General features: G+C 41.7%; 23 protein-coding genes. 8 read left to right on the forward strand and 15 right to left on the reverse strand.

Features of this window, described 5'->3' with window-relative positions:
* Positions 1 to 23: 23 nt before the first annotated feature.
* Positions 24 to 1,037: a type I glyceraldehyde-3-phosphate dehydrogenase gene (locus tag RMX89_RS24680; RefSeq protein WP_322683289.1), complete on the forward strand. Its 1,014-nt coding sequence runs from the start codon at positions 24 to 26 to the stop codon at positions 1,035 to 1,037.
* A 58-nt stretch (positions 1,038 to 1,095) separates the two neighbouring features.
* Here RMX89_RS24680 and thiL read toward each other — a convergent pair whose 3' ends face one another.
* Positions 1,096 to 2,118: a thiamine-phosphate kinase gene (thiL, locus tag RMX89_RS24685; RefSeq protein WP_322690799.1), complete on the reverse strand. Its 1,023-nt coding sequence runs from the start codon at positions 2,116 to 2,118 to the stop codon at positions 1,096 to 1,098.
* Between the two features lie 90 nt (positions 2,119 to 2,208).
* Here thiL and RMX89_RS24690 point away from each other — a divergent pair, with 90 nt between their 5' ends.
* Positions 2,209 to 2,796, forward strand: coding sequence for a Uma2 family endonuclease (locus RMX89_RS24690; protein WP_322690800.1), 588 nt, complete (start codon positions 2,209 to 2,211; stop codon positions 2,794 to 2,796).
* A gap of 39 nt (positions 2,797 to 2,835) precedes the next feature.
* Here RMX89_RS24690 and RMX89_RS24695 read toward each other — a convergent pair whose 3' ends face one another.
* A complete protein-coding gene (locus tag RMX89_RS24695; protein WP_322690801.1) occupies positions 2,836 to 3,942 on the reverse strand; it encodes a peptidylprolyl isomerase in 1,107 nt (368 codons plus the stop codon).
* Positions 3,943 to 4,293: 351 nt separating this feature from the next.
* On the opposite strand from RMX89_RS24695, the gene efp reads away from it, so the two are divergent.
* The 3 genes from efp to RMX89_RS24710 all read left to right on the forward strand — a co-directional run bounded on the left by efp (position 4,294) and on the right by RMX89_RS24710 (position 5,928).
* Positions 4,294 to 4,851: an elongation factor P gene (gene efp, locus RMX89_RS24700; RefSeq protein WP_194042039.1), complete on the forward strand. Its 558-nt coding sequence runs from the start codon at positions 4,294 to 4,296 to the stop codon at positions 4,849 to 4,851.
* Between the two features lie 109 nt (positions 4,852 to 4,960).
* A complete protein-coding gene (gene accB, locus RMX89_RS24705; RefSeq protein WP_322673854.1) occupies positions 4,961 to 5,518 on the forward strand; it encodes an acetyl-CoA carboxylase biotin carboxyl carrier protein in 558 nt (185 codons plus the stop codon).
* A 62-nt stretch (positions 5,519 to 5,580) separates the two neighbouring features.
* Positions 5,581 to 5,928 (forward strand): ArsR/SmtB family transcription factor, encoded by a 348-nt coding sequence (locus RMX89_RS24710; RefSeq protein WP_094349905.1) that lies wholly within the window; start codon positions 5,581 to 5,583, stop codon positions 5,926 to 5,928.
* 127 nt (positions 5,929 to 6,055) lie between these two features.
* On the opposite strand, the gene RMX89_RS24715 is transcribed toward RMX89_RS24710, so the two are convergent.
* Both RMX89_RS24715 and RMX89_RS24720 read right to left on the reverse strand, forming a co-directional pair.
* Positions 6,056 to 6,667, reverse strand: coding sequence for a GerMN domain-containing protein (locus RMX89_RS24715; protein ID WP_322690802.1), 612 nt, complete (start codon positions 6,665 to 6,667; stop codon positions 6,056 to 6,058).
* Between the two features lie 391 nt (positions 6,668 to 7,058).
* Positions 7,059 to 8,864 (reverse strand): proline--tRNA ligase, encoded by a 1,806-nt coding sequence (locus RMX89_RS24720; protein ID WP_322690803.1) that lies wholly within the window; start codon positions 8,862 to 8,864, stop codon positions 7,059 to 7,061.
* A 195-nt stretch (positions 8,865 to 9,059) separates the two neighbouring features.
* Here RMX89_RS24720 and RMX89_RS24725 point away from each other — a divergent pair, with 195 nt between their 5' ends.
* The 3 genes from RMX89_RS24725 to RMX89_RS24735 all read left to right on the forward strand — a co-directional run bounded on the left by RMX89_RS24725 (position 9,060) and on the right by RMX89_RS24735 (position 12,711).
* Positions 9,060 to 9,629 (forward strand): Uma2 family endonuclease, encoded by a 570-nt coding sequence (locus RMX89_RS24725; RefSeq protein ID WP_322690804.1) that lies wholly within the window; start codon positions 9,060 to 9,062, stop codon positions 9,627 to 9,629.
* A 274-nt stretch (positions 9,630 to 9,903) separates the two neighbouring features.
* On the forward strand, positions 9,904 to 11,286 hold the full coding sequence (locus RMX89_RS24730) for a 1-acyl-sn-glycerol-3-phosphate acyltransferase (RefSeq protein ID WP_322690805.1): 1,383 nt from the start codon (positions 9,904 to 9,906) through the stop codon (positions 11,284 to 11,286).
* Between the two features lie 498 nt (positions 11,287 to 11,784).
* On the forward strand, positions 11,785 to 12,711 hold the full coding sequence (locus tag RMX89_RS24735) for an XDD3 family exosortase-dependent surface protein (protein WP_322690806.1): 927 nt from the start codon (positions 11,785 to 11,787) through the stop codon (positions 12,709 to 12,711).
* Between the two features lie 338 nt (positions 12,712 to 13,049).
* Here RMX89_RS24735 and RMX89_RS24740 read toward each other — a convergent pair whose 3' ends face one another.
* The 11 genes from RMX89_RS24740 to RMX89_RS24790 form a co-directional block, all read right to left on the reverse strand.
* Entirely contained in the window at positions 13,050 to 13,625 is a 576-nt protein-coding gene (locus RMX89_RS24740) for a Uma2 family endonuclease (RefSeq protein ID WP_322690807.1), read from the reverse strand.
* Between the two features lie 51 nt (positions 13,626 to 13,676).
* Positions 13,677 to 14,873: a PD-(D/E)XK nuclease family protein gene (locus RMX89_RS24745; RefSeq protein WP_322690808.1), complete on the reverse strand. Its 1,197-nt coding sequence runs from the start codon at positions 14,871 to 14,873 to the stop codon at positions 13,677 to 13,679.
* A gap of 322 nt (positions 14,874 to 15,195) precedes the next feature.
* A complete protein-coding gene (locus RMX89_RS24750) occupies positions 15,196 to 15,741 on the reverse strand; it encodes a (2Fe-2S) ferredoxin domain-containing protein (RefSeq protein WP_322690809.1) in 546 nt (181 codons plus the stop codon).
* A gap of 158 nt (positions 15,742 to 15,899) precedes the next feature.
* A complete protein-coding gene (nifT, locus tag RMX89_RS24755; protein WP_069070440.1) occupies positions 15,900 to 16,103 on the reverse strand; it encodes a putative nitrogen fixation protein NifT in 204 nt (67 codons plus the stop codon).
* Positions 16,078 to 16,365, reverse strand: coding sequence for a nitrogen fixation protein NifZ (locus RMX89_RS24760; RefSeq protein ID WP_069070441.1), 288 nt, complete (start codon positions 16,363 to 16,365; stop codon positions 16,078 to 16,080). Before RMX89_RS24760 ends, nifT begins: the two co-directional genes overlap by 26 nt.
* Positions 16,355 to 17,485 (reverse strand): homocitrate synthase, encoded by a 1,131-nt coding sequence (gene nifV / locus RMX89_RS24765; RefSeq protein WP_322673845.1) that lies wholly within the window; start codon positions 17,483 to 17,485, stop codon positions 16,355 to 16,357. The genes RMX89_RS24760 and nifV overlap by 11 nt, the downstream gene beginning before the upstream one ends.
* Before the next feature lie 371 nt (positions 17,486 to 17,856).
* On the reverse strand, positions 17,857 to 18,054 hold the full coding sequence (locus RMX89_RS24770) for a DUF2949 domain-containing protein (RefSeq protein WP_094349915.1): 198 nt from the start codon (positions 18,052 to 18,054) through the stop codon (positions 17,857 to 17,859).
* A gap of 302 nt (positions 18,055 to 18,356) precedes the next feature.
* Entirely contained in the window at positions 18,357 to 18,587 is a 231-nt protein-coding gene (locus RMX89_RS24775) for an Asr1405/Asl0597 family protein (RefSeq protein ID WP_322673844.1), read from the reverse strand.
* Positions 18,588 to 18,681: 94 nt separating this feature from the next.
* Positions 18,682 to 19,422, reverse strand: a complete 741-nt coding sequence (cysE, locus tag RMX89_RS24780; RefSeq protein WP_322690810.1) for a serine O-acetyltransferase — start codon at positions 19,420 to 19,422, stop codon at positions 18,682 to 18,684.
* Between the two features lie 569 nt (positions 19,423 to 19,991).
* On the reverse strand, positions 19,992 to 20,312 hold the full coding sequence (locus RMX89_RS24785; protein ID WP_322690811.1) for a hypothetical protein: 321 nt from the start codon (positions 20,310 to 20,312) through the stop codon (positions 19,992 to 19,994).
* Positions 20,313 to 20,597: 285 nt separating this feature from the next.
* Positions 20,598 to 21,074 carry a hypothetical protein gene (locus tag RMX89_RS24790; protein WP_322690812.1) on the reverse strand — a complete coding sequence of 159 codons (477 nt, stop codon included), beginning with the start codon at positions 21,072 to 21,074 and terminating at the stop codon, positions 20,598 to 20,600.
* Between the last annotated feature and the right edge of the window lie 90 nt (positions 21,075 to 21,164).

Below are 21,164 nucleotides of genomic sequence, written 5' to 3' on the forward strand. Positions count from 1 at the left end.
ATAAATACAGAGGGCAAGACACTGTGATTAGAGTTGCAATCAACGGTTTCGGGCGGATTGGACGTAACTTTGCGCGTTGCTGGGTGGGTAGAGAGAATAGTAAAATCGATCTTGTCGCTATTAATGACACTTCAGACCCTAGAACTAATGCTCACCTGCTGAAGTATGACTCCATGCTAGGGAAGATCAAGGGTGCTGAGATTAGTGCCGATGATAACTCTATCATCGTTAACGGTAAGACCATTAAGTGCGTGTCCGATCGCAATCCCGAAAACTTGCCCTGGAAAGATTGGGGAATTGACCTAATTATCGAAGCAACCGGGGTATTTACTAGCAAAGAAGGAGCGCTCAAGCACGTAAATGCTGGAGCCAAGAAAGTTCTGATTACCGCTCCTGGTAAAAACGAGGATGGTACTTTTGTGGTTGGTGTGAATCATCATGACTATGACCACAACAAACACCACATTATCAGTAATGCTAGCTGTACTACCAACTGCTTGGCACCAATCGCCAAGGTGTTGAACGATAAATTCGGCATCATCAAAGGTACGATGACCACCACCCACAGCTATACAGGCGATCAGCGCTTGCTAGACGCTTCTCACCGGGATTTACGACGGGCGAGGGCCGCAGCGATAAACATTGTACCCACTTCTACTGGCGCAGCAAAAGCAGTGGCGCTGGTTATCCCAGACCTCAAAGGCAAGCTAAATGGCGTTGCCTTGCGCGTACCAACCCCGAACGTCTCAATGGTAGATTTCGTAGTTCAGGTTGAGAAGCGTACTATTACTGAAGAAGTTAACCAAGCTCTCAAAGATGCTGCCGAAGGCCCACTTAAAGGCATTTTGGACTACAGCCAACTAGAACTAGTATCTTCCGATTATCAAGGTAGTGATGCTTCTTCGATTGTTGATGCTAGCTTGACTTTGGTTATGGGCAATGACTTAGTAAAAGTTATGGCGTGGTATGACAACGAGTGGGGTTACAGCCAACGAGTTTTGGATTTGGCAGAGTTGGTAGCCCAGAAGTGGCAATAATTAATTTGTCATTAGTCATTAGTCATTGGTCATTAGAAAAAGGACAAAGGACAAAGCACTATTGACTAAAATGTTGAAATCCCTGGCTAAGATTCAGAACTTGGTCAGGGAATTTTTTTTGCTCGTCGTGCAATATTACTGTCGATCCGGCTGTAATCCTGCCTGCGATCGCAGCACCTTGACCAAGATGTTGCACTAAGGCTGATGCCAATTCTTGTGGTAAACACAGCACTAATTCAAAGTCTTCGCCACCGTATAGAGCATATTCCAGCGCTTGCTCTGGTGTCAGCCAATAGTTAAAAGTTTTTGGTACGGGAATTTGTCTATGTTCTAAGATAGCGCCAACGCCACTGGCGCGGCAAATTTGGATAATCGCATCTGCCAAACCATCGCTGCTATCCATACCAGCAATGGGCATGGGGCATTGGGATGCTAAAATTTTCCAGAGGATTGGTAAGACATCTAATCGTGGCTGTGGGCGTTGGTGTGCGCGGATTAGAGCCGTCTTTTCTTCGTTGTTGAGGTTTTGTCCTAATTCGGGATGTAAGAGCAGTTCTAAGCCAGCGTGGGAGGCTCCATGAACGCCTGTAACGACGATCGCATCTCCGGCAACAGCAGCAGAACGGCGAATAATGTGACTAAGGTTAACTTGACCAAAAGCGGTGATTGCCAGAGTAGTAACAGGCGATCGCACCACATCACCCCCAACAATTGGGGTATTGTATTTTTGCAGGCATTCTGTCATTCCCTGGTACAAGCGTTCTACCCAACTCACCCTAAGTTCACCGGGTAGTCCCAACCCAATAGTGATTCCCAATGGAGAAGCACCCATCGCTGCTAAATCTGATAAATTTGCAGCAGCAGCTCGCCAACCAGCATCTTCTGGGGAAGTGGTGAGGTTGCTAAAATGCACGCCATCAACCATTACATCTGTAGTCACTACCAAAGATTGCCCTGATGCAGTCTCAAGTACTGCTGCATCATCGCCGATAATTTCTGGAGGACAAAAACGCTGTAATCTTTCTAAAAGACCTTGTTCACCAATGTCTTTTACTTGTTGAGAAGATAACTCACTGTTCACAATCGGTTTTCCGTGTTGCAAAATTACGAAGAAAACTGATGATTTACTTTACTGTTTTAAGATAAAGGTATCGTCTAGGAGTCAGTTGGAATGGTAACAACACCAGTAACCAGCATCACATTTGAGGAGTACTTAACCTATGATGATGGTAGCGATTTCCATTATGAACTGGTGGATGGCAAGCTAGAGCTAATGAATCCACCTACTATTGAACATTTCCTGATTGCCAAATTTCTTGAGCAATCGCTAGATGCAGAAATCAAACGTTGTAACTCTACTTGGCTGTGTTTTCGGGAAAGTGGGGTGAGAACGGGTAGAAATAAATCTAGGTTGACTGATTTGTGTGTAGTGACACTGGAACAAGCTAGAGAATTGTTAAACGCTTCAGCAGTATTTGAGTCACCACCGTTACTAATTGTCGAGGTGGTTAGTCCAGAGTCGGTGAAACGGGACTATCGTTATAAACGCTCAGAATACGCGGCCTTAGAGGTTGCTGAATATTGGATTGTAGACCCACTTGAAACAAAAGTTTCAGTGTTACTACTGGAAGATGGTTTTTACGAAGAAACAGTTTTTACCGCTACTCAGCAAATTGTATCACGAACTTTTCCAGAATTAGCGATCGCAGTTGATCGGGTATTCACCGCCGGAAATCTAAATCAGGGGAGACGCGATTAATCGCGTCTGTACAAGAATTATTCTCCCCCTACTCTCTTCTTATGCAGCTTGCGGCTGAACCAGATTTTCTATTCCTTGAACCACGGTTGCTGATTCAATTTTGTCACCAGCTTTCAATTTATCCAAAACTTCTTTACCTTCGGTGAGATAGCCAAAAACGGCATAGCGACCATCCAATAGGTTGCGTCCGGCGGGGGTGAGTTCTGGTTCAAACAAAAAGAAGAAAAATTGTGATGAACCACCATTTACTTCACTTTCGGGACGAGCCATCACTACTGCACCAAAGGCAGAAAAAGGTAAAACTGGCATATCAACGTAACGTCCAGCTTCTTCTAAAGTAATGCCATAAGTAGGTGCTTTATCGCCTTTAACTAAGATTTCTAAAGGAATAGCGCGATATTTGCCCGTTTTTGGGTCAATAAAACCCACATCTTTCCCAGCAGGATCTCCAGTTTGCAGAAAGTAAGACTCTTCAGAACGGGTAAATTCTAAGCCATTATAAAAACCCCTCTGTACCAAATCTACAAAATTCCCAGCAGTCACAGGAGCGCTGTAACCGTCTACAACAAGGGCCAAATCGCCTTTGTTAGTTTTAATTTCTACAGTGGCACGACCTTTAAGTTGCGGCAGATTACTGTACTGGGCAGGCACTTCAAAGGGGAATTGTTTCACCATTGACTCTTCTAGCTGAGTAACGAGATTTAGTAGTTTACCTCTCTCTTCCAGTATTTGTTCTTTATCTTTGCTGTTCGCCAATTCTTGCAATTTACCCACCCCAGATTTCAACTCGGTAATCCAAGCTTCGGCTTGGGGTTGGCGTTCTTCAGGAACGCTTGTTAAGATTTGGGAAGGTTTATCGAGAATGCGGGATGCTTGGCTGATGTCTTTGGAAATAGCACCCCAACGCCGATTCGCCCGCAGTTGGGCAGAGATGTCCTCTAAGCTGCCTTGTAGTTGCTGCACAGGTTTGTTATCTATCGGGAGTGCATACCGCAACAAAGCCTTTCCGTCGGTAATTGCATTGCCGGCTGGCAGTGCGGCGCTACTGGAGGGAGTCCACCCAGCTGTAGTTATGCCTAAAAATATTGTTACCAGCAGTATTGCTATTAGGCTGTTCTTCAGCCAGGATTTTAATAAGTTAAGCATGGGATAACTCAAATGCAGCATTGAATATGTTGACTGGACGTAACCCAATACGGTTCGGATAAGCAGGGGAGGCAGGGGAAGCAGGGGAGGCTCTTGAGGAAAGAGGGTTTTTAGTAATTCTTCTCTCCCCTTGCTTCTGTTCTCCCTCTGCCCCCCTGCCTGCCTCAACCAAGAATATTCCTTAACCAAACGGTATTGGGACGTAACCCATCAATAATCTTCCCACGTTAAGGGCGGAGGATAAATGACTAATGACTAATGACAAATGATTAATGACTAATGACAAATGCCCAATGACGACCCTAGAAGGGTACAATAAATGCCGATTGTCTTCCAAAATTTGAAAGTTTCATGATCTCCAGTAACGACTTTCGACCCGGTGTTTCAATTGTATTGGATGGGTCTGTATGGCGAGTGCTTGAATTCTTACACGTCAAGCCAGGTAAAGGTTCTGCCTTTGTACGAACTAAGCTAAAAAATGTCCAGAGTGGGAGCGTGATGGAAAAAACGTTCCGCGCAGGGGAAACAGTGCCGCAAGCTACTCTAGAAAAAAGTACGATGCAACATACCTATAAAGAAGGCGATGAGTTTGTCTTTATGGATATGGAAACCTACGAAGAAGGCAGATTGACCCGCGAACAAATTGGCGATCGCGTCAAGTACCTGAAGGAAGGTATGGAAGCTGAAGTTATTAAGTGGGGCGAACAGGTTCTGGGAGTAGAGTTACCTAAGTCTGTTGTTCTGGAAATTGTCCAAACAGATCCGGGTTTAAAAGGTGACACTGCCACAGGTGGCTCAAAACCAGCAACTTTAGAAACTGGTGCAGTTGTGATGGTTCCTTTGTTTATTTCTCAAGGAGAACGCATTAAGGTTGATACTCAGGAAGATAAATATATCAGCAGGGAATAACTTTCATCTCTACTAAAGATGCAAGTCTCGATTTAAATCCCTACATAGGGATTAATTCCCTGCCACACTTAAGATGCTCATTTACGGATAGGTCGAGGTAATAAAAACTGTGCCATTGGACTTTAATGAAATCCGCCAACTTCTGGCAACTATCGCACAAACAGATATTGCAGAAGTCACGCTCAAAAGCGATGATTTTGAGCTAACAGTCCGTAAGGCTGTGAGCATTAGCAATCAGATGTTGTCGGTAGGTCAAGGGACTTTAGGCGGTGTGGTAGGTTCAGGCTTGACATCAGGTTCATCTGGGGGAAACCAGATGAGCGGAAGTCAGGTAACGGAGGTGTCCACATCTCGTGTATTTGAGAATACTGGAACTAGCACACAAATGCAGTTATCTGTAAATTCTCCCTCAACCATTGACCAGAGATTAGTAGAAGTGCCTTCCCCAATGGTAGGAACGTTTTATCGCGCTCCTGCGCCTGGGGAAGCGGCATTTGTGGAAGTGGGCGATCGCGTCCGCAAGGGTCAAACAGTCTGTATCATTGAAGCCATGAAGCTGATGAATGAAATCGAAGCCGAAGTCTCTGGACAGGTAATGGAAATTCTCCTTCAAAATGGCGACGCTGTAGAATATGGTCAACCTTTGATGCGAATTAACCCTGATTAAGTATTAATGTATATATGATGTGAGTCATTGTTAAAACTTTCAGTCCTTGCGGGTCAACCCTGATGAAACAAACGTTGCCTTTACCACCAGAAGTGGTGCAACAAGTAGCTGAATACTTCAGCCTATTAAGTGAGCCAATGCGCCTACGGCTGCTACACTTATTACGGGATGAAGAAAAATGCGTGCAAGAGTTGGTAGAGGCAACACAGACTTCTCAGGCAAATGTGTCAAAGCACCTGAAGGTAATGTGGCAAGCAGGTATCCTTAGCCGCCGCAGTGAAGGAACTTGCGCCTATTACCGGGTGGAAGATCAAATGATTTTTGAGTTGTGTAATCGGGTTTGCGATCGCCTCGCCACAAGGTTGGAGCAGCAAGCCCGTAATTTTCGCGTATTAAATAGCAAACGTTAGGTCAGTTGTCCTTTGTCCTTTGTCCTTTGTCCTTCGTCATTTGTCCTTTGTCATTTGTGAAAAACTAATTACCAACGACCAATGACTAATGACTAATGACTAATGACTAATGACTAATGACCAATGACTAAAGCGGATAATCTTTCTGAAACTGTTCGCGAGTTAGCGGTTGTTGTAACTCTAGACCCTCACCGCCTAAAATATCCAACGGTTTGCCGTTTACGTCAATGTAAACTTTGGCTTTGGGATTTAAAGTTGTTGCAGTGTAAACAACTTGTCCAATGCGGCCCATCATTGAAGTGCTACCACCACCGCTAGTAAAATCTTCAGATAAATTAACGCGAACTTCATCTTTTTCCGCCTTCAGCCCCAACAGTTTGGTTCCTTTGGGGATGGTTGTAGAATCTGTTCCTTCTGTTGGGCCTGCTAACAAACTTTGGAAAGCTGCTTCTAAAGCCTGGTTGGGTAGTACAGAAGCTACTTTAACAGGCTGGGGAACCAAAGCAACATTTTTGTCTTTTGGTCTTAGCCAATAAACGTTGGGGGTTTGCTCATTAGCTGGCTGCCTAGTTGATGGCTGTGCTGGCTGTTCAATGCGGCCAGAAGGGTTTGACGGTGTGGGAGTATTGCCAGATTGTGTGGTAAACCAAGCTACACCGCCACCCACCGCTACAACCGCTGCTGACACCGCTGCAATTACGCCTGAAGAAATACGATTAGATCCTTGTTGGTCTTTCATGTTCAAAACCTTCCTAACTGAGGGCTGATATGGTAGTTATGTGAGGAGCAGCCTGGTTAAAGACGATACTTATAGGTAGAGAGTTTCCCACAATCTAGAGGAGACTTAAATGCTTCTTAATTCTGTAAGCCCCTAATTCAATTTTAGAATTTTTATTTCTAATCCGTCACCTACCAAATTATGTAAATTTTGGAAAGACGCAATTAATAGCGTCTCTGGGGAATCTGACTTTTTATAGGTTCTGAAAAACCTCTCTCTAAATCTCTCTCCTTCGAGGAGAGAGACTTTGAATTTTCCGTTTTACACTCGTGGGAAGGGGATTAGGTTTTTCGTAGGTCTTTCCAGATCAAGTGAAAAGTTAGGTTGAATGGAAAATTGTCTACTCTCTACTTCACTCTATTGCTTGTGTAATCCACTTATGAAGTGTTGTTGTCACTTCATCAATGGCAATTTCTTGAGATTTACGGGTGGCTCTTTCTACAACTTCAACTTTGCCATTAGCGATCGCGCGTCCGGTTACAATTCGATAAGGTATACCAATCAAGTCAGCATCTTTAAATTTCACTCCCGCGCGTTCGTCGCGATCGTCTAGTAAAGTTTCAATTCCGGCTTGATTAAGTTCTGTGTAAAGTTTTTGGGCGATTTCGATTTGTTGAGCATCCTTTATGTTAGGAATTGTGACGATCGCGTGGTAGGGTGCGATCGCAACTGGCCAAATAATCCCATCTTTATCGTAAGATTGCTCGACAGCAGCTTGTGCTAATCGTGACACGCCTACACCAAAACAACCCATAAATAGCGGCTTCTCTTCACCCTGTTCGTTGGTATAAGTTGCACCCATCGCTTGAGAGTATTTCGTACCTAATTGGAAGATGTGACCTGCTTCAACTCCACGGGCGCTTTGTAGGATTTGTTCTGGATTGTGGATGGCGCGATCGCCTGGTCTTGATTTACGAATATCTACTACTCGTTCTGGTAACTTAAATTGCTCACCCCAATTAGCACCAACTACGTGATAACCTGCTTCATTCGCGCCTGTAACAAAGTTTTTTAAATCAACGGCTGTTCGATCCACCAAGCGTAAAAACTTGGAATGGATCTGTTTATTAGCAGTAATATACTCATCTGCAATATCTGGTGCAATGTAGCCTAAAGGCAGAGATTTAGTTGTCCATGCTTGCTGGGCTTCTACATTTGGTACATTCAAACTAATAATAGTTTTAGCGCCATATTCAGAAGCTAATTTAGTCAGTTCATTTTGCAATTTGACCTCATTAACTTCCTGATCGCCTCGAATGCTTACCAGAACTAACACTGTTGTGCCATTATCATAAACTGTCTGATAAAGGACATTTTTCACCAATTGAGTAGGAGAACAGTTGAGGAGTTGACACACCTTTTCAATCGTTTCTGTTCCAGGTGTATCGCGTTTCTCATAGGTTGTAAACCGTGAGGTTTCAGCGTCAATTGGTAAAGAAACAGCCTTTTCTACGTTAGCGGCATATTTACCATCCTCAGTGTAAAGAACTTCGTCTTCGCCAGCTTCCGCCAAAATCATAAATTCTGTAGAACCAGAACCACCAATTGCACCAGAATCAGCTTCCACGGCCCGAAAAGCTAAACCAGAACGCCGCAGAATATTACTGTAGGCTTGATACATATCCTGGTAAGTTTCTTTGAGGCTGGCTTCATCCGTATGGAAGGAATAAGCGTCCTTCATAATAAACTCCCGTCCGCGCATTAAACCAAAGCGGGGACGAATTTCATCGCGGAATTTGGTTTGAATTTGGTAGAGATTTAGTGGTAGCTGGCGATAAGAGCGAATCATATCACGAGCGATCGCTGTAATTACTTCTTCATGAGTTGGGCCTAATCCTAATTGTTGCTCGCGGCGGTCAATTAGGGAAAACATGATCCCCTCAGCTTTGGTGTAAGTGTCCCAGCGTCCCGATTCCTTCCATAAATCAGCAGGTTGTAATTGTGGTAGGAGACATTCTTGTGCGCCTGTAGCGTTCATTTCTTCCCGGACAATTTGGGAAACTTTTTGCAGTACCCGCCACATCAGAGGCAAATAAGCATAAATACCGCTACCGATGCGACGGATGTAGCCTGCACGGAGTAATAATTTATGACTGGGAATCTCAGCATCAGCCGGATCGTCTCGCAGTGTAACAAATAACATTTGTGAAAGTCGCATCGTTTAATCCCTTTCCAGAATCTCTAATTTGTTTATAAACCAACTGGCGATTATAAATCGCGCGTCAGAAAAGCATTTTAGTTTTTGAACCTGCGTGGTGTGCGATGGCTTTGCCCGCCGCAGGCATCGGCATCTTACAGCCCTTAAGATATGGCATGATATAATCTTTGCAACTATTTAATCTAGGTCTAGGTTATGAGTCCTTTGACATTAAAACTAGACACCGTTCACCTGAGTGACGAACAATTTTATCACTTATGTCAAAATAACCGCGAATTGAAATTTGAACGCACTGCCAAGGGAGAATTAATCATTATGTCCCCCGTTGGAGGTGAAAGCGGCAATCGAGAAGCAGATTTAATTATTGATTTGGGAATCTGGAATCGGCAAACTGACCTTGGTTACACTTTCAGTTCTTCTACTATATTCAAATTACCTAATGGTGCTGACCGTTCTCCAGATGCCGCTTGGATTCAAGGAGAACGTTGGCAAGCACTTACACCTGAACAAAGACGCAAATTTCCCCCTATTGCACCCGATTTTGTCATTGAATTAAGGTCAGCAACAGATGATTTGGAAATATTGCGTTCCAAAATGCAAGAGTATATGGATGCAGGGGTGCAGTTAGCATGGTTAATTAACCCCCAACAGCAGCAAGTGGAAATTTATCGCCAAAAACAAGATGTAGAAGTGCGAAATCTACCCACACAACTATCGGGTGAAGATGTATTGCCAGGATTTAGCTTGAGTCTTTCTTGTTATTAAGCTTTGCAAGTGCTGCTAAATCTCTACTATCTGCCAACACTTTTCATTGCAGCAGAAAATACTTTATAAGTCTGCATCAGTACGCTTCATTAAAATAATTTGCGTAGACTAAGAAGGTATCCTAGTTTTCTAACCTGAATAATGTGCCAAGCACAGCGCAAGAGGCAGATTTTACCTTGATTTCATTACTCAGGGCATATTACAGCCGTTAGGATATCTTAAAAGAAATAATCATCAGGCGATTAGAATCAGGGAATCTTTAGGAGAAACTACTTTGGCAGATGTAATTTATCAAGCACAGGCACCCTTAGAATTTATTCCTCCCGCGTTTAACCCTTTATTACTACGAGTTGTCCATCTATTACTACCCAGTTGGATAAACTGGCAAACACCTATTAGCCAAATTGAAGCAGATAACGTAGAGGTTCTAGTGGATCTTTATCGCCAGTTTCAGGAGGGTAAAATCCGTTTTATGCTGGCATTTCGCCATCCCAAAACAGACGATCCGTTTTGTTTGGGTTACTTGCTATCTCAACTCGTACCAAAGACAGCGCGATCGCAAGGTACAACACTACAACATCCCATTCACGCTCATTTTATCTACGATCGCGGTATTCCTCTCTGGGCAGGTTCCCACGTTGGCTGGATTGCTTCTCATTTAGGTGGTACTCCGATTCAGCGAGGTAAGGCTGACTGGACGGGGTTACGTTCGGCGCGTGAGTTGTTCGCCAATGGCAAATTTCCAATGGCGGCTGCACCAGAAGGTGCTACCAATGGTTTATCGGAGAATATTAGCCCGCTAGAACCTGGTATCGCCCAATTAGGCTTTTGGTGTGCTGAAGATTTGCAAAAAGCTGGAAGCGACCAACAGGTTTTAATTGTACCAGTTGGGATTAAATATAGTTACGTTGATGCTCCTTGGGATGCGATCGCAAATCTTTTAAGTGAATTGGAAGCGGCTAGTGGTTTACCTGTGAATCCAGCAGAAAACGCTTCTATAGAGTCGCTTTATCCCCGGTTGTTGGCTTTGGCAGAACATTTACTTTTGCTCATGGAGGAATTTTACACCCGATTTTATCATCAAAAACTGCCAGAGACCAAGATTATCAACGGGCAAATTCCAGATAGAAATGAAGCATTAGCAGTTCGTTTACAAGCGTTGTTGAATGCAGCGCTGTTAATCTCAGAACAGTATTTTAATTTGCAGTCAAAAGGTAGTTTGAGTGACCGTTGTCGGCGAGTCGAGCAAGCAGGTTGGAATTATATATTTAGAGAAGAATTTAAAGATGTTAAAGGAGTATCTGCGGTTGAAAGAGCTTTAGGCGATCGCATTGCAGAAGAAGCGAATGCGCGGATGTGGCACATGCGTTTAGTAGAAAGTTTTGTGGCAGTTTCTGGTAATTATATTCGTGAAAATCCAACAGCAGAAAGGTTTGCTGAAACGACTTTAATTTTATGGCAAATGATTGCTAAAATCAAAGGCAATAAAACTGTACAGCGTCCGCAATTGGGTAAGCAAAAAGTAAAAATAACTGTGGGTGAACCTATATCCATTTCTGAGCGTTACCCGGTATATAAGGAAAATCGGTTGGGTGCTAGACAAGCTGTTGCTGATGTGACCAACGATTTGCAACACGCATTGGAAGGTTTGATTTGATTAGAAAGGTTGCATTTTTTGCTAGAAACCAGAATAAAGGTGTCAGTCGTCAGGAGGCTTATTGATTTCGACCCCTGCCTCCTGACTCCCTTAAATAGCAAGGTGCAATGTAAATGCCCAAGTGTTCATCCAAATCGGATATTACTTTCTAAAGTAGATTGCGGGTTTAGATGCCCTGTACGGGGATGCTGGCGGGATATGCTTTATTAAGCTTACACAAACCCAAAAGTTTTTTAAAATTATCTAATTAAATGGGTGCAGATAATCGTAGGCTACTACATCTACTTGGTTTTGCTGCTATTTCACTTTAATACAATTGGGTTAAATAAAGGTAATTGTAACTAAATATGTCATTCTTTATTTGAGTTTTATAAAATTAGCGTTAAGTTATCCAAATTATATTTTCCGAAAAATCACGCTTTTATATTTTTGTAATTCCAATTACAAATAGAGGAGTCCAAAAAATTGTGATTCTCTAAATCAATCAATTTATAAATAATGAAAACTCAAAACTTATTCAATTTACTGAAGGTTGGTATTGCTACTTTTGGAATCTTCTTTGTGGCTGGTCAAGGAGCCTATGCCTCAGACTTAAAGGGAACAGCATTTAGCATCTCTTTGGAGTGTCTGAACGACACTACCGGTCTTTTGGTGGGTCAAAATTCCACTGCTAACGGGTGGCAGTATGCATTTGATTCAAACAAAGATGGTATGAACGGGAATTACTGGGTTGGTGCCGCGCCAGGAAAAGTAAACCCCTACGATATCTCTGGTATGGCTATCAAAGAAACTGCTACCAGCATCATTGTGGCAATCAATGGCAATATGAAGTTAACAGGAGAGGCTGAACAGGGTGCTGCCGGCGGTCAAATTGGATATGGTGATTTGTTCTTCAATATGGCCGGTAAGACCTTTGACAATGCTATGAGCAGCGGGGATTTATTTGGGATTCATTTCGCTGAAGCGAATGCTTCAGGGGTACAACAATTAGGTGTTTATAGTGGTGTTCAGGCAAAGACAGTTACTAATATCAAAGAAGGCTACAGCGTTGCTACATATGGTGGTTTAGCAGGAGGAGGGAATTCTTACGAAAGTCAGGTAAAACAAGGTGGTGGTATTGTCGGTTATGGTGATTTGACCAATAGTTACTTTACCAATAACGGCAAGGACAATACATTTAATCTCAATGTTATCAACTCTGGAAATTATCTGAGTGAAATCTCGTTTTTAGCACAGGGTAATATAACCCAGCAGTTGCTAACCACTGGTTATGATGCCAGCAAATTTAATGGCACACAAACCATTGCATTTGAATTCAAGAAATCTGGTATTGTCCAATCAACTCCTGAGCCTGCTAGTCTCGCTGGTTTAGGAATTGTTGGTCTGGCTTTGGCTGGTAGCAAGCTACGCAAGAAATTAGCATAACAATTGGCTAAGGAGTATTCGCAATACGGCTTGATTTCTCTCGAGTGATTATAGACAAGATAAAAGACTATTTTCTCTCATGGAAATGATCGCTGGAGTCATGGAATTTTGGATGAAGCTTAAGCGAAAAGTATCCCAAACCGTATAGATTTAATCGTTAAATATTAAATAGGTAAATTTCAATGCCCTTACTTTCTAGCAAGGGCATTTTTTTCTAATATAGTTATCAAATACAAAACTACTCAGGCAATTCTCTAAAGAATCTCGGTAATGCTCATGACACCTATACTCGCTATAAGGCTTGCAGCGGCTTGTTGTCTGACATCGCTCCTTACACCTTAACCTGGAAACACCTTAGATAAATCCACAACTAAATCAGAAAAACAGGGCAGATTAACTGATTCATTTGGCAGATAAATAAATTTGCGACGATAACCAAATTTACTTTGTAAGGCTTGATAAGGTTCGCTATAGCACTCCAGATAATTATCTACTAAATTAAATATCCAATAATCAGAAATACCTGCTTCGGCATAAATAGGTAGCTTTTCCTCTTGGTCATATTTTAAGGATGAATCAGCAATCTCAATTAAGAGTAAAATATCAGATGGGCTGGGATGATTCGCTAGATAGTCATCATCTCTATTTTTTGCAATTACTCTATCTGGTTCAGGCTCACTGTTGTTAGACAAAGTAATTGGTTGTTGTCCTCGCAGGGTTGCGCGATCGCCTACTAGCTTATATAATTCTCGTTCTAGGCGTGTTTCACAAACAGAGTGCGATGTACCTTTTGCTGCTATCTGGATTATTTCACCCTTAATTAGCTCAACTCGGTCATTTTCCTCAAAGAAGCCGAGTTCAGCTAGACGGTGATATTCCGCTATAGTAAAGCGTTTAGCAGTGGTAAGGCTCATAACAACTACGAGAATGCAGAGTTGCTTTTATCTTAATATAACTATAGCTGATTAAACTTCTGCAATGGAAGATGGTGAGGTGTCTAAGTCTTCTTCTTTATCAGTTTCTGTAACTGTTTCTATACTTACACCCTTCCAAGGAAAATCAAAATATTGTTCTTGAACCGTTTTTAATTCTTTTATTGACTCTTGAAAAAATAATTTAATAGCAGATATGTGGTTTTCTTCAGATAAAAAGTCTTGTAAGCTTTTTCGATAAAATATACCTGACCATGCTGGCAAAACTTTTAAATTACTAGGAGTCCATAGATTGGGTTTATCGTTAATTATTTTTTGCATAGATTCAATAATTTTTGGGCGTTGTCCAAACCTAGAAGAAACCTGCAAAAATATACCTAAATATGGATAATCAGTTAAATTACTTGGATTTAAACCGAAGTATCCAAGACCACACCATAAGTCCCATGTGGAGGGAGAAAAGTGGGTGTAGATAATATATCTCTCGTCCCATTTCCATTGAGTCCTACTTGCTGCACCTTTGATAACACCTCCAAAAGCTACCCTGAATTCGTGCTGTATTTCATCACTGAGAGTTGATTCCATGAGATTGAGAGTTTTGTTAAAATTCACCATTGTCAATAAGTCAACTGATGAAAATTGATTAGTGTGAGACATTCTGTTATTCCTCATAAAAATTAATATTTCTTGAGCTAAGATATCAGACGCGCGGTCTTTCAAGAAGCTATAAAACTGATACCACCTCAGTTGGAAGAAATTTATTTTGGGTGATAACTCAAGGCAATACTCTTTGATTGTTGGTTTTGGAGCATAATCATATTGCTTGATTTCTTCTTTTGGGTCATAATCACGAGTGATGTAAATTAAAATTCGATGTCTGACATTTGGTAAATTACTCAAAATCTCAGCATATTTTTTTAAAGCATTATTTCCATCCTTCGCGCCAATTTTTGATTCAATAAATATTACATCTGTATTTAAACCAGTTGAGAGTTCAACCGCAATATCAAGTCTGCTATTCTCTGTATGGCTTTCAATCCCTTTGTGTTCTTGTTGGGTTGAAATCTTGATGCTGGAATAATTATCATCACCGATAATTGAGTGATGTTTTAGCCAATCAAGCAAAATATCATTATTCAGGGACAAAAAATAAGCAACAATCTCAGTAAAAAAATCTTCACGCGGTTTGTTCCCTGAATGGAGATTGAGTAAGTTGGTAAACAAAGACATTTATTTTGAAGTATTGATGGTAATTTCCAAAAAGCAAATATATCCGGCGATTAGAAATCGCGGCTACACAAACAAAGTCCGCCTACGCGGACTCTAGGAATTTGAAACCCACGGTGGTGGATTTTGTCTGTATAGCCGCGAATTCCATTCGCTAGGGCAGGTTTTTATAAGTTATGTTTGTATTCAGTATTACTAACGTTGCAGCAGTTATAACTTAGCCGATCGCAGTTTGACAAGGGTGCTATACTATACCAACAAAAAATAGGGGTAAAATTTTTACCCCTACAAATTTATGTATTATTTTAAGAATAGCTAGAGAAGATTATTGCTCTGTTAAGTGACTTTCTAGCAAAGTTGCGATCGCGTCAGGATGAATATTCTTGTATTTCTTTTTACCAAGCTGTAAAACACAGTTGGGAGCGCTACCACAGCATTTTTGGCAACTTGTATGTTCAATGGTAACTTTGTCTAACAAACCGCGATCGCACAAAGTTTTTTCTAATTCTGATAATAACCCTTTACCACCACGTTTCAAGCAACCGCCCTTTTGACATACCATAATCCTCGCTTTGGGTTGAGGTGGTAAATCTTGTTTTGGACACGCATCAATTGGTGTCACCTTATAGGCTTTAATTTTAATTTTACTTGTGCGCGAGTCTATCTTACTATGACCACAAATGCGAAGTTGCTGACCAGGAACTAAGGATGAACTTAGTAAACAGCGCAACTCTTTAGGCAGTTTAATGTCTACATTTCCAGATGGAACTGCCAATTGCAAGTATTTATATTTTCCTGGTTCACCACCAACAAAACCTAGTAACTGTCCCTCAAGGTTCAATTCTGATAACGTCAAATATTTGTTACCCATGATTGATAAAAATTTAGGAGTGGGGAGTTAAAGCGAAGAGTTAGGAGTGAGGAGTTAGGAGTGAGGAGTTAAAAATGAGGAGCTAAGAGTTAATAGTTCATAACTCTTAACTGATAACTCTTAACTTCCAACTCATAACTCTTAACTCCTAACTGTTTTTAAGCTAGGCGTTTAGCTTCTACTGTTTGAGGTAAATTTGCTGTGTCTGGCAATTCACGAAATTCTAATTCCCAACCATTTGCTAGGGTGAGAATCTTGCCATCATTTCCATCGGTTTGTTTGACGACTTCTTCTTCAAGGTCTTTTTTAGCAACGTAAACTACTAAAGTGCCGGCATCATTCATCCGTAGCATTACTTTCATGAGACTCCTCAACCGATTCTAGTTCTTTTTTCTTGCAGCCGACGACAAACCCTGTTTCTAAGAAATGCACAGCATATATATAGGAAGTCTGCAAATATGTGCCTATACTCGCTATGTAACCGATATCTCCCTTATTAACTAAAACTTGGCCGACTTCCTTACCGGGAAAGGTACCATCGTTTTTTAACAGTTTACGAACTCTGACTTTTTCACCAATTTCAAAAGCGGGTGGCAAGTTTAGTTCTAATTCATCACGTTGCATGAGAGTACCTCTGTTCTCTGACCAAATTCAACAATTCTTCTGTCGTCAAACTGCGTTTTTTCTGTACCGATTGATGGCGCACTGCGTCTAAAACAGATTGGGTTTCTTGGGGGTTTAAGAAAATTCCATGCTGTTCTAACAAGTTAGCAACTAAATGCCGTCCAGAATGTTTTCCTACTACTAAACGCCGTTCCCAACCCACCTCTTCGGGTGCAAATGGTTCGTAGGTGATGGGATTTTGTAGTACCCCGTGAGCATGGATGCCAGATTCGTGAGCAAAGGTATTTTCGCCAACGATCGCTTTCCAAGGTGGTACGCTAGCACCTGATGCGGCTGCAACTAGTTGAGACAGTTCCAGCAAACTGGGTGTGTCAATGCCCAAATTAACGCCGTAGATGCGTTTAATCGCCATGACAACTTCTTCTAATGCGGCATTTCCTGCCCGTTCACCTAATCCGTTGACTGTGGTATTCACTGATGATGCTCCGGCTTTGATACCCGCAAGGGCGTTGGCAGTTGCCAGACCAAAATCATTATGCGTGTGGATTTCTAGGGGAATCGTCAACGCTGAAACCAGCCTTTGGACTTTAGTATAGGTGGTGAAGGGGTCGAGAACTCCTACAGTGTCGCAGAAGCGGAAGCGTGATGCACCCCATTCTTGGGCATAAAGTGCTACATCTAAGAGGAAGTTTTCATCAGCCCTGGAAGAATCTTCTCCGCCGACTGCTACCCAAAGACCTTGGTCGAGGGCAAAGTGGATTGAGTCTTTGAGTTTTTGCAAACTTACTCGCCACTGACCATGAAATTTAGTGGCAATTTGGATACCAGAGACGGGAATGGCAATATGCACCCGATTCAAACCACAGGCGATAGAAGCCTTGATATCTGAGATGACAGCGCGGTTCCAGCCCAAGAGTTTTGCTTGTAAACCCAAGTTAGAAATTGCGACGATCGCGCGGGTTTCTTCGTCGCCCATTGCCGGTATACCCACTTCTAATTCCGGTATACCAATAGCATCGAGAAACTTCGCGATCGCTACTTTTTCTTGTAGAGTAAAGGCAACACCTGCTGCTTGTTCGCCATCACGTAATGTAGTGTCATTAATTATGATTTGATTCATTGCAAATATCCCTCTCTTGGAAGTATTCTTAATATCCTTTCCCTCTACAATCCCTCGTGATGGTAAATGCTAAAAATATCACAATTCATAATGTAGGATACATGATCCTTAATTATTGCCCCATTATTAGCATCACATCTGTATGACAGGGAACTAAAACAATGTATAAATTACTAATCGTTTTCACCGATGTCAGTTGAAATGTCTTCGAGTAGCAATGAACTAATATAACTATTAGCAAATCCCGAACAAAGTAATACACAGAATCCAGCAATTAAGGATGTAATCATCTTCGTAACCTCATCTTTTCTAGTGCATTTTGGTGTAATTTAGGCAGGTAATGGTACTCAACGTTAAGAGGTGCAAATTCGCTAACTTTGGTCTGCTAGCCAATCAAAAATTTTTCCTAGCTGCTCCAAGTCAACGAAACCATACTGCCAGAGAAGCATCGGTAGCGGGCCATTTTCTAATTCACGGTGTCGCAGAGCTACAGCAATATCGGCATTTGAAAGTTCAAGTTCATTGTGCAAAAAATTGAGGAGTTTTATATCTCTGTTCCGAGTCGCCATAATTGAACTTTCAATTTCTTAATTTGGGAAAAGGTTAAAAATTAGGAATTCCAATTTATATTTGGGAATTTCGCCTTTTTAATTGTTGCTATATGTCAGGGAAGTTTCAGATTTAGTAGACCCAACAAAATCTAAACCTCATCTAATCCATCTCAGTCTGCAATAAATTCTGCTAGCGGACAGTAGCTTCAAACTCTAAACCTATTTGAGCTTTGTGCATCTATGAACAAAAACGATGAAGTCCAGTACTTGCGTCATGAATTCAAGATTAATCGTGCCTAAATTAGGTCTTTTTGAAATAATCATGACTCATCACTGTAATGCCAGCAACGCTCTAGCCATTCTAATAATTCGTGACGAGAAGCGAGAAGTTGCATAACTGTACTACGAATTAGAATTACTTCAAGCAAATTGTTCACTTGCACTCGTAAAGAACCATCAGGGGGACAAGAGCAATTAATTTTTAACTCTTGCAAACGGTAATAGATTCGCCAGCGATCGCTCAAAGGAATCTGCAAAACGTGATTTGTCATTTGTCTTTTGTCTTTTGTCCTTTGTCAGTTGTCATTTGTCAGTTGTCATTTGTCCTTTGCTAATGACCAATGCCCAATGCCCAATGCCCAATGACTAATGACTCTTGACTTGTAAAGTTTGCAGTTGTTTTTCGAGTTCTTCAATGCGCGAGAGCAAAGAACGAATCACGGTTGCTTCCACATCGGGTAGCTTTCCATGTTCTAAAGGAGAAAGGCTGGCGCTTTCGTTGCGAGAAATAATTCTGCCAGGAATTCCGACAACTGTGCGATCGCTAGGGACATTCTGCAAGACAACGGAACCTGCGCCAATACGGACGCGATCGCCAATTTGCAGATTACCTAAAACTTTCGCACCCGCCCCAATCACTGCATTTTTGCCGACTGTGGGATGACGCTTACCAGTTTCTTTACCAGTTCCGCCAAGGGTGACGCCCTGATAAATCAGTGTATAGTCGCCGACGATCGCAGTTTCGCCAATGACTACTCCCATTCCGTGGTCGATAAACACGCCTTCACCAATCTCTGCACCTGGGTGAATTTCAATTCCGGTCAAAAATCGTCCCAAGTGAGAAATTAAACGGGGGATAAAACTCACTCCTCGACCATGTAACCAGTGAGCAAGACGATGCAAACAGAGTGCGTGCAATCCGGGGTAGCAAAACACCACCTCTAGCCAATTCCGTGCTGCTGGATCGCGCTCAAAGATAATGCGAAAATCACTCAATAATGGCTCAAAAAAAACGCCAGAGAGTAAATTTTTCAACATGGATGTATGGGCAGAATCCTGCGTTTTGGGACTTGGGAGATCGCTAATACTGTCTAAAGACTGTTGCATCGGTAATGTCTATCTGGTAATTGAGTCATCTGCTATTTTTATGCTTATATCAGGTAACATCCAACTCGATACCAAACCCAATGCTGATTGGATTTATTGGATTGATTAAAGTTGTACTCAAACGCCGAAACCCCGACTTAACATAACTTTAAAATTTGTCTGGGGTTAGGGGCGCTAGTATTTAATGATGGGGGTACTAGTATTTTTGGGGCAGGGGTTAAGAATTTATGTTCGCGCTACAAGAAACTTTACCCGTAAGTCTTTGCTAAGATTTTATCAAGATATTTTGCAATATATTAAGCTGTACTCAGATGTACTCAAGCATGAATTTAATAAGGCTACAAATCTATTTTCTGTATATCCTATTACTATTAGTATCTTATTAGTTGGATAGGCGAAAAACAGGTTTCTTTATTTTCTTTTAGGATTTGCTGTCTGTATGCACATATACGTTTCAAAATATAGTTATCGCTCATCGCGACTGTTTTCTTATTATATAGATGTGTGGGAATAGCCAACACAAAATCTTAGAACAGCAGAATAAGTAAATATTCTCATAGCGCCCCTACTCAAGCAACCTGTAAAGGTGGATTCATCCAGTTCAAATACTCGTCAACGGAGATAAAAGGTGGATTCATCCAGTTCAAATACTCGTTGACGGAGATAAAAGGTGGATTCATCCGGTTCAAATACTCGTTGACGGAGATAAAAGGTGGATTCATCCAGTTCAAATACTCGTTGACGGAGATAAAAGGTGGATTCATCCGGTTCAAATACTCGTTGACGGAGATAAAAGGTGGATTCATCCAGTTCAAATACTCGTTAACGGAGATAAAAGGTGGATTCATCCGGTTAAAATACTCGTTAACGGAGATAAAAGGTGGATTCATCCGGTTCAAATACTCGTCAACGGAGATAAAAGGTGGATGAACAAAATAAGGGCGTACATTTGTACACCCCTACAGCGAATTTATTTATAGCGCTTCTGTGTTGAGTTCAATAAAGACCTAACCCCCAACCCCTTCCCTACTAGCGTTGGGGAGTAAGATTCAAAGCCTCTCTCCTTTTAGGAGAGAGGTTTGGAGAGAGGTCAAAGTATATTGCATACAAGCCAGAAGCACTATATCACAAAGATTTTTGAAAAAATATGAGACTCGCCGATGAGTATTAATTTATCAAGAGACGGGAGTTTTTGCAGATTTGCCCTTACCAATAGCTTTAAAACGTTCGCCCAACTGTTCAGCGACAGTTTTTAAGCCTGGAGTCTTTTTTGATGCAGTCTTGACGTAATCATAAACAGTCAAACTGCTAGTCATAGCTTCACTACCGACAGCCATTAGGGTATCATCTACCTGTTCGGTGAGTTGCTGCATGGAGATTAAAAGTTCGGTAAGCGCAGCAGCTAATTGATAATCTTGAACCAGTTCTTCAACGTCAAAAGTGGCTGGAAGAATTTCGCGGTTAGACTGAGCAGCAGTAATGCTATTGTTCACAAAAGCTAGGCTTTTATCGCCCATTTTTACTAACTTACGCCGTTCTTCAGTGCTGAGAGTAATCAGAAACGGCATCTTTCTTTGGACTGTCTGTAGCGCGGCTTTAATTTCTTGGATATCTTGTGGCGAAAGGGTGGCTGCAATATTTTGATAAGCCATTATATATTTACCTTCGGAGTTCTAATGGTGAAGTAGCAATAGTTGCTAAGTATAGAATTCCCATTGGTGGATGCGATCGCACATCATAAC

The organism is Nostoc sp. DedSLP04 (assembly GCF_034530775.1).
GTDB lineage: Bacteria > Cyanobacteriota > Cyanobacteriia > Cyanobacteriales > Nostocaceae > Nostoc.

Bases quoted from the DNA above. Each gene is read 5' to 3' on its own strand.
- RMX89_RS24750 (WP_322690809.1), bottom strand. From the start codon at position 15,741: ATGGGTAACAAATATTTGACGTTATCAGAATTGAACCTTGAGGGACAG.
- RMX89_RS24715 (WP_322690802.1), bottom strand. From the start codon at position 6,667: ATGAAAGACCAACAAGGATCTAATCGTATTTCTTCAGGCGTAATTGCA.
- RMX89_RS24710 (WP_094349905.1), top strand. From the start codon at position 5,581: ATGAAACAAACGTTGCCTTTACCACCAGAAGTGGTGCAACAAGTAGCT.
- nifV (WP_322673845.1), bottom strand. From the start codon at position 17,485: ATGAATCAAATCATAATTAATGACACTACATTACGTGATGGCGAACAA.
- efp (WP_194042039.1), top strand. From the start codon at position 4,294: ATGATCTCCAGTAACGACTTTCGACCCGGTGTTTCAATTGTATTGGAT.
- RMX89_RS24770 (WP_094349915.1), bottom strand. From the start codon at position 18,054: ATGGCGACTCGGAACAGAGATATAAAACTCCTCAATTTTTTGCACAAT.
- RMX89_RS24725 (WP_322690804.1), top strand. From the start codon at position 9,060: ATGAGTCCTTTGACATTAAAACTAGACACCGTTCACCTGAGTGACGAA.
- RMX89_RS24790 (WP_322690812.1), bottom strand. From the start codon at position 21,074: ATGGCTTATCAAAATATTGCAGCCACCCTTTCGCCACAAGATATCCAA.
- RMX89_RS24740 (WP_322690807.1), bottom strand. From the start codon at position 13,625: ATGAGCCTTACCACTGCTAAACGCTTTACTATAGCGGAATATCACCGT.
- nifT (WP_069070440.1), bottom strand. From the start codon at position 16,103: ATGAAAGTAATGCTACGGATGAATGATGCCGGCACTTTAGTAGTTTAC.
- RMX89_RS24775 (WP_322673844.1), bottom strand. From the start codon at position 18,587: ATGACAAATCACGTTTTGCAGATTCCTTTGAGCGATCGCTGGCGAATC.
- RMX89_RS24690 (WP_322690800.1), top strand. From the start codon at position 2,209: ATGGTAACAACACCAGTAACCAGCATCACATTTGAGGAGTACTTAACC.
- RMX89_RS24785 (WP_322690811.1), bottom strand. From the start codon at position 20,312: ATGAATCCACCTTTTATCTCCGTTAACGAGTATTTTAACCGGATGAAT.
- RMX89_RS24735 (WP_322690806.1), top strand. From the start codon at position 11,785: ATGAAAACTCAAAACTTATTCAATTTACTGAAGGTTGGTATTGCTACT.
- RMX89_RS24695 (WP_322690801.1), bottom strand. From the start codon at position 3,942: ATGCTTAACTTATTAAAATCCTGGCTGAAGAACAGCCTAATAGCAATA.
- cysE (WP_322690810.1), bottom strand. From the start codon at position 19,422: ATGCAACAGTCTTTAGACAGTATTAGCGATCTCCCAAGTCCCAAAACG.
- RMX89_RS24745 (WP_322690808.1), bottom strand. From the start codon at position 14,873: ATGTCTTTGTTTACCAACTTACTCAATCTCCATTCAGGGAACAAACCG.
- RMX89_RS24720 (WP_322690803.1), bottom strand. From the start codon at position 8,864: ATGCGACTTTCACAAATGTTATTTGTTACACTGCGAGACGATCCGGCT.
- RMX89_RS24760 (WP_069070441.1), bottom strand. From the start codon at position 16,365: ATGCAACGTGATGAATTAGAACTAAACTTGCCACCCGCTTTTGAAATT.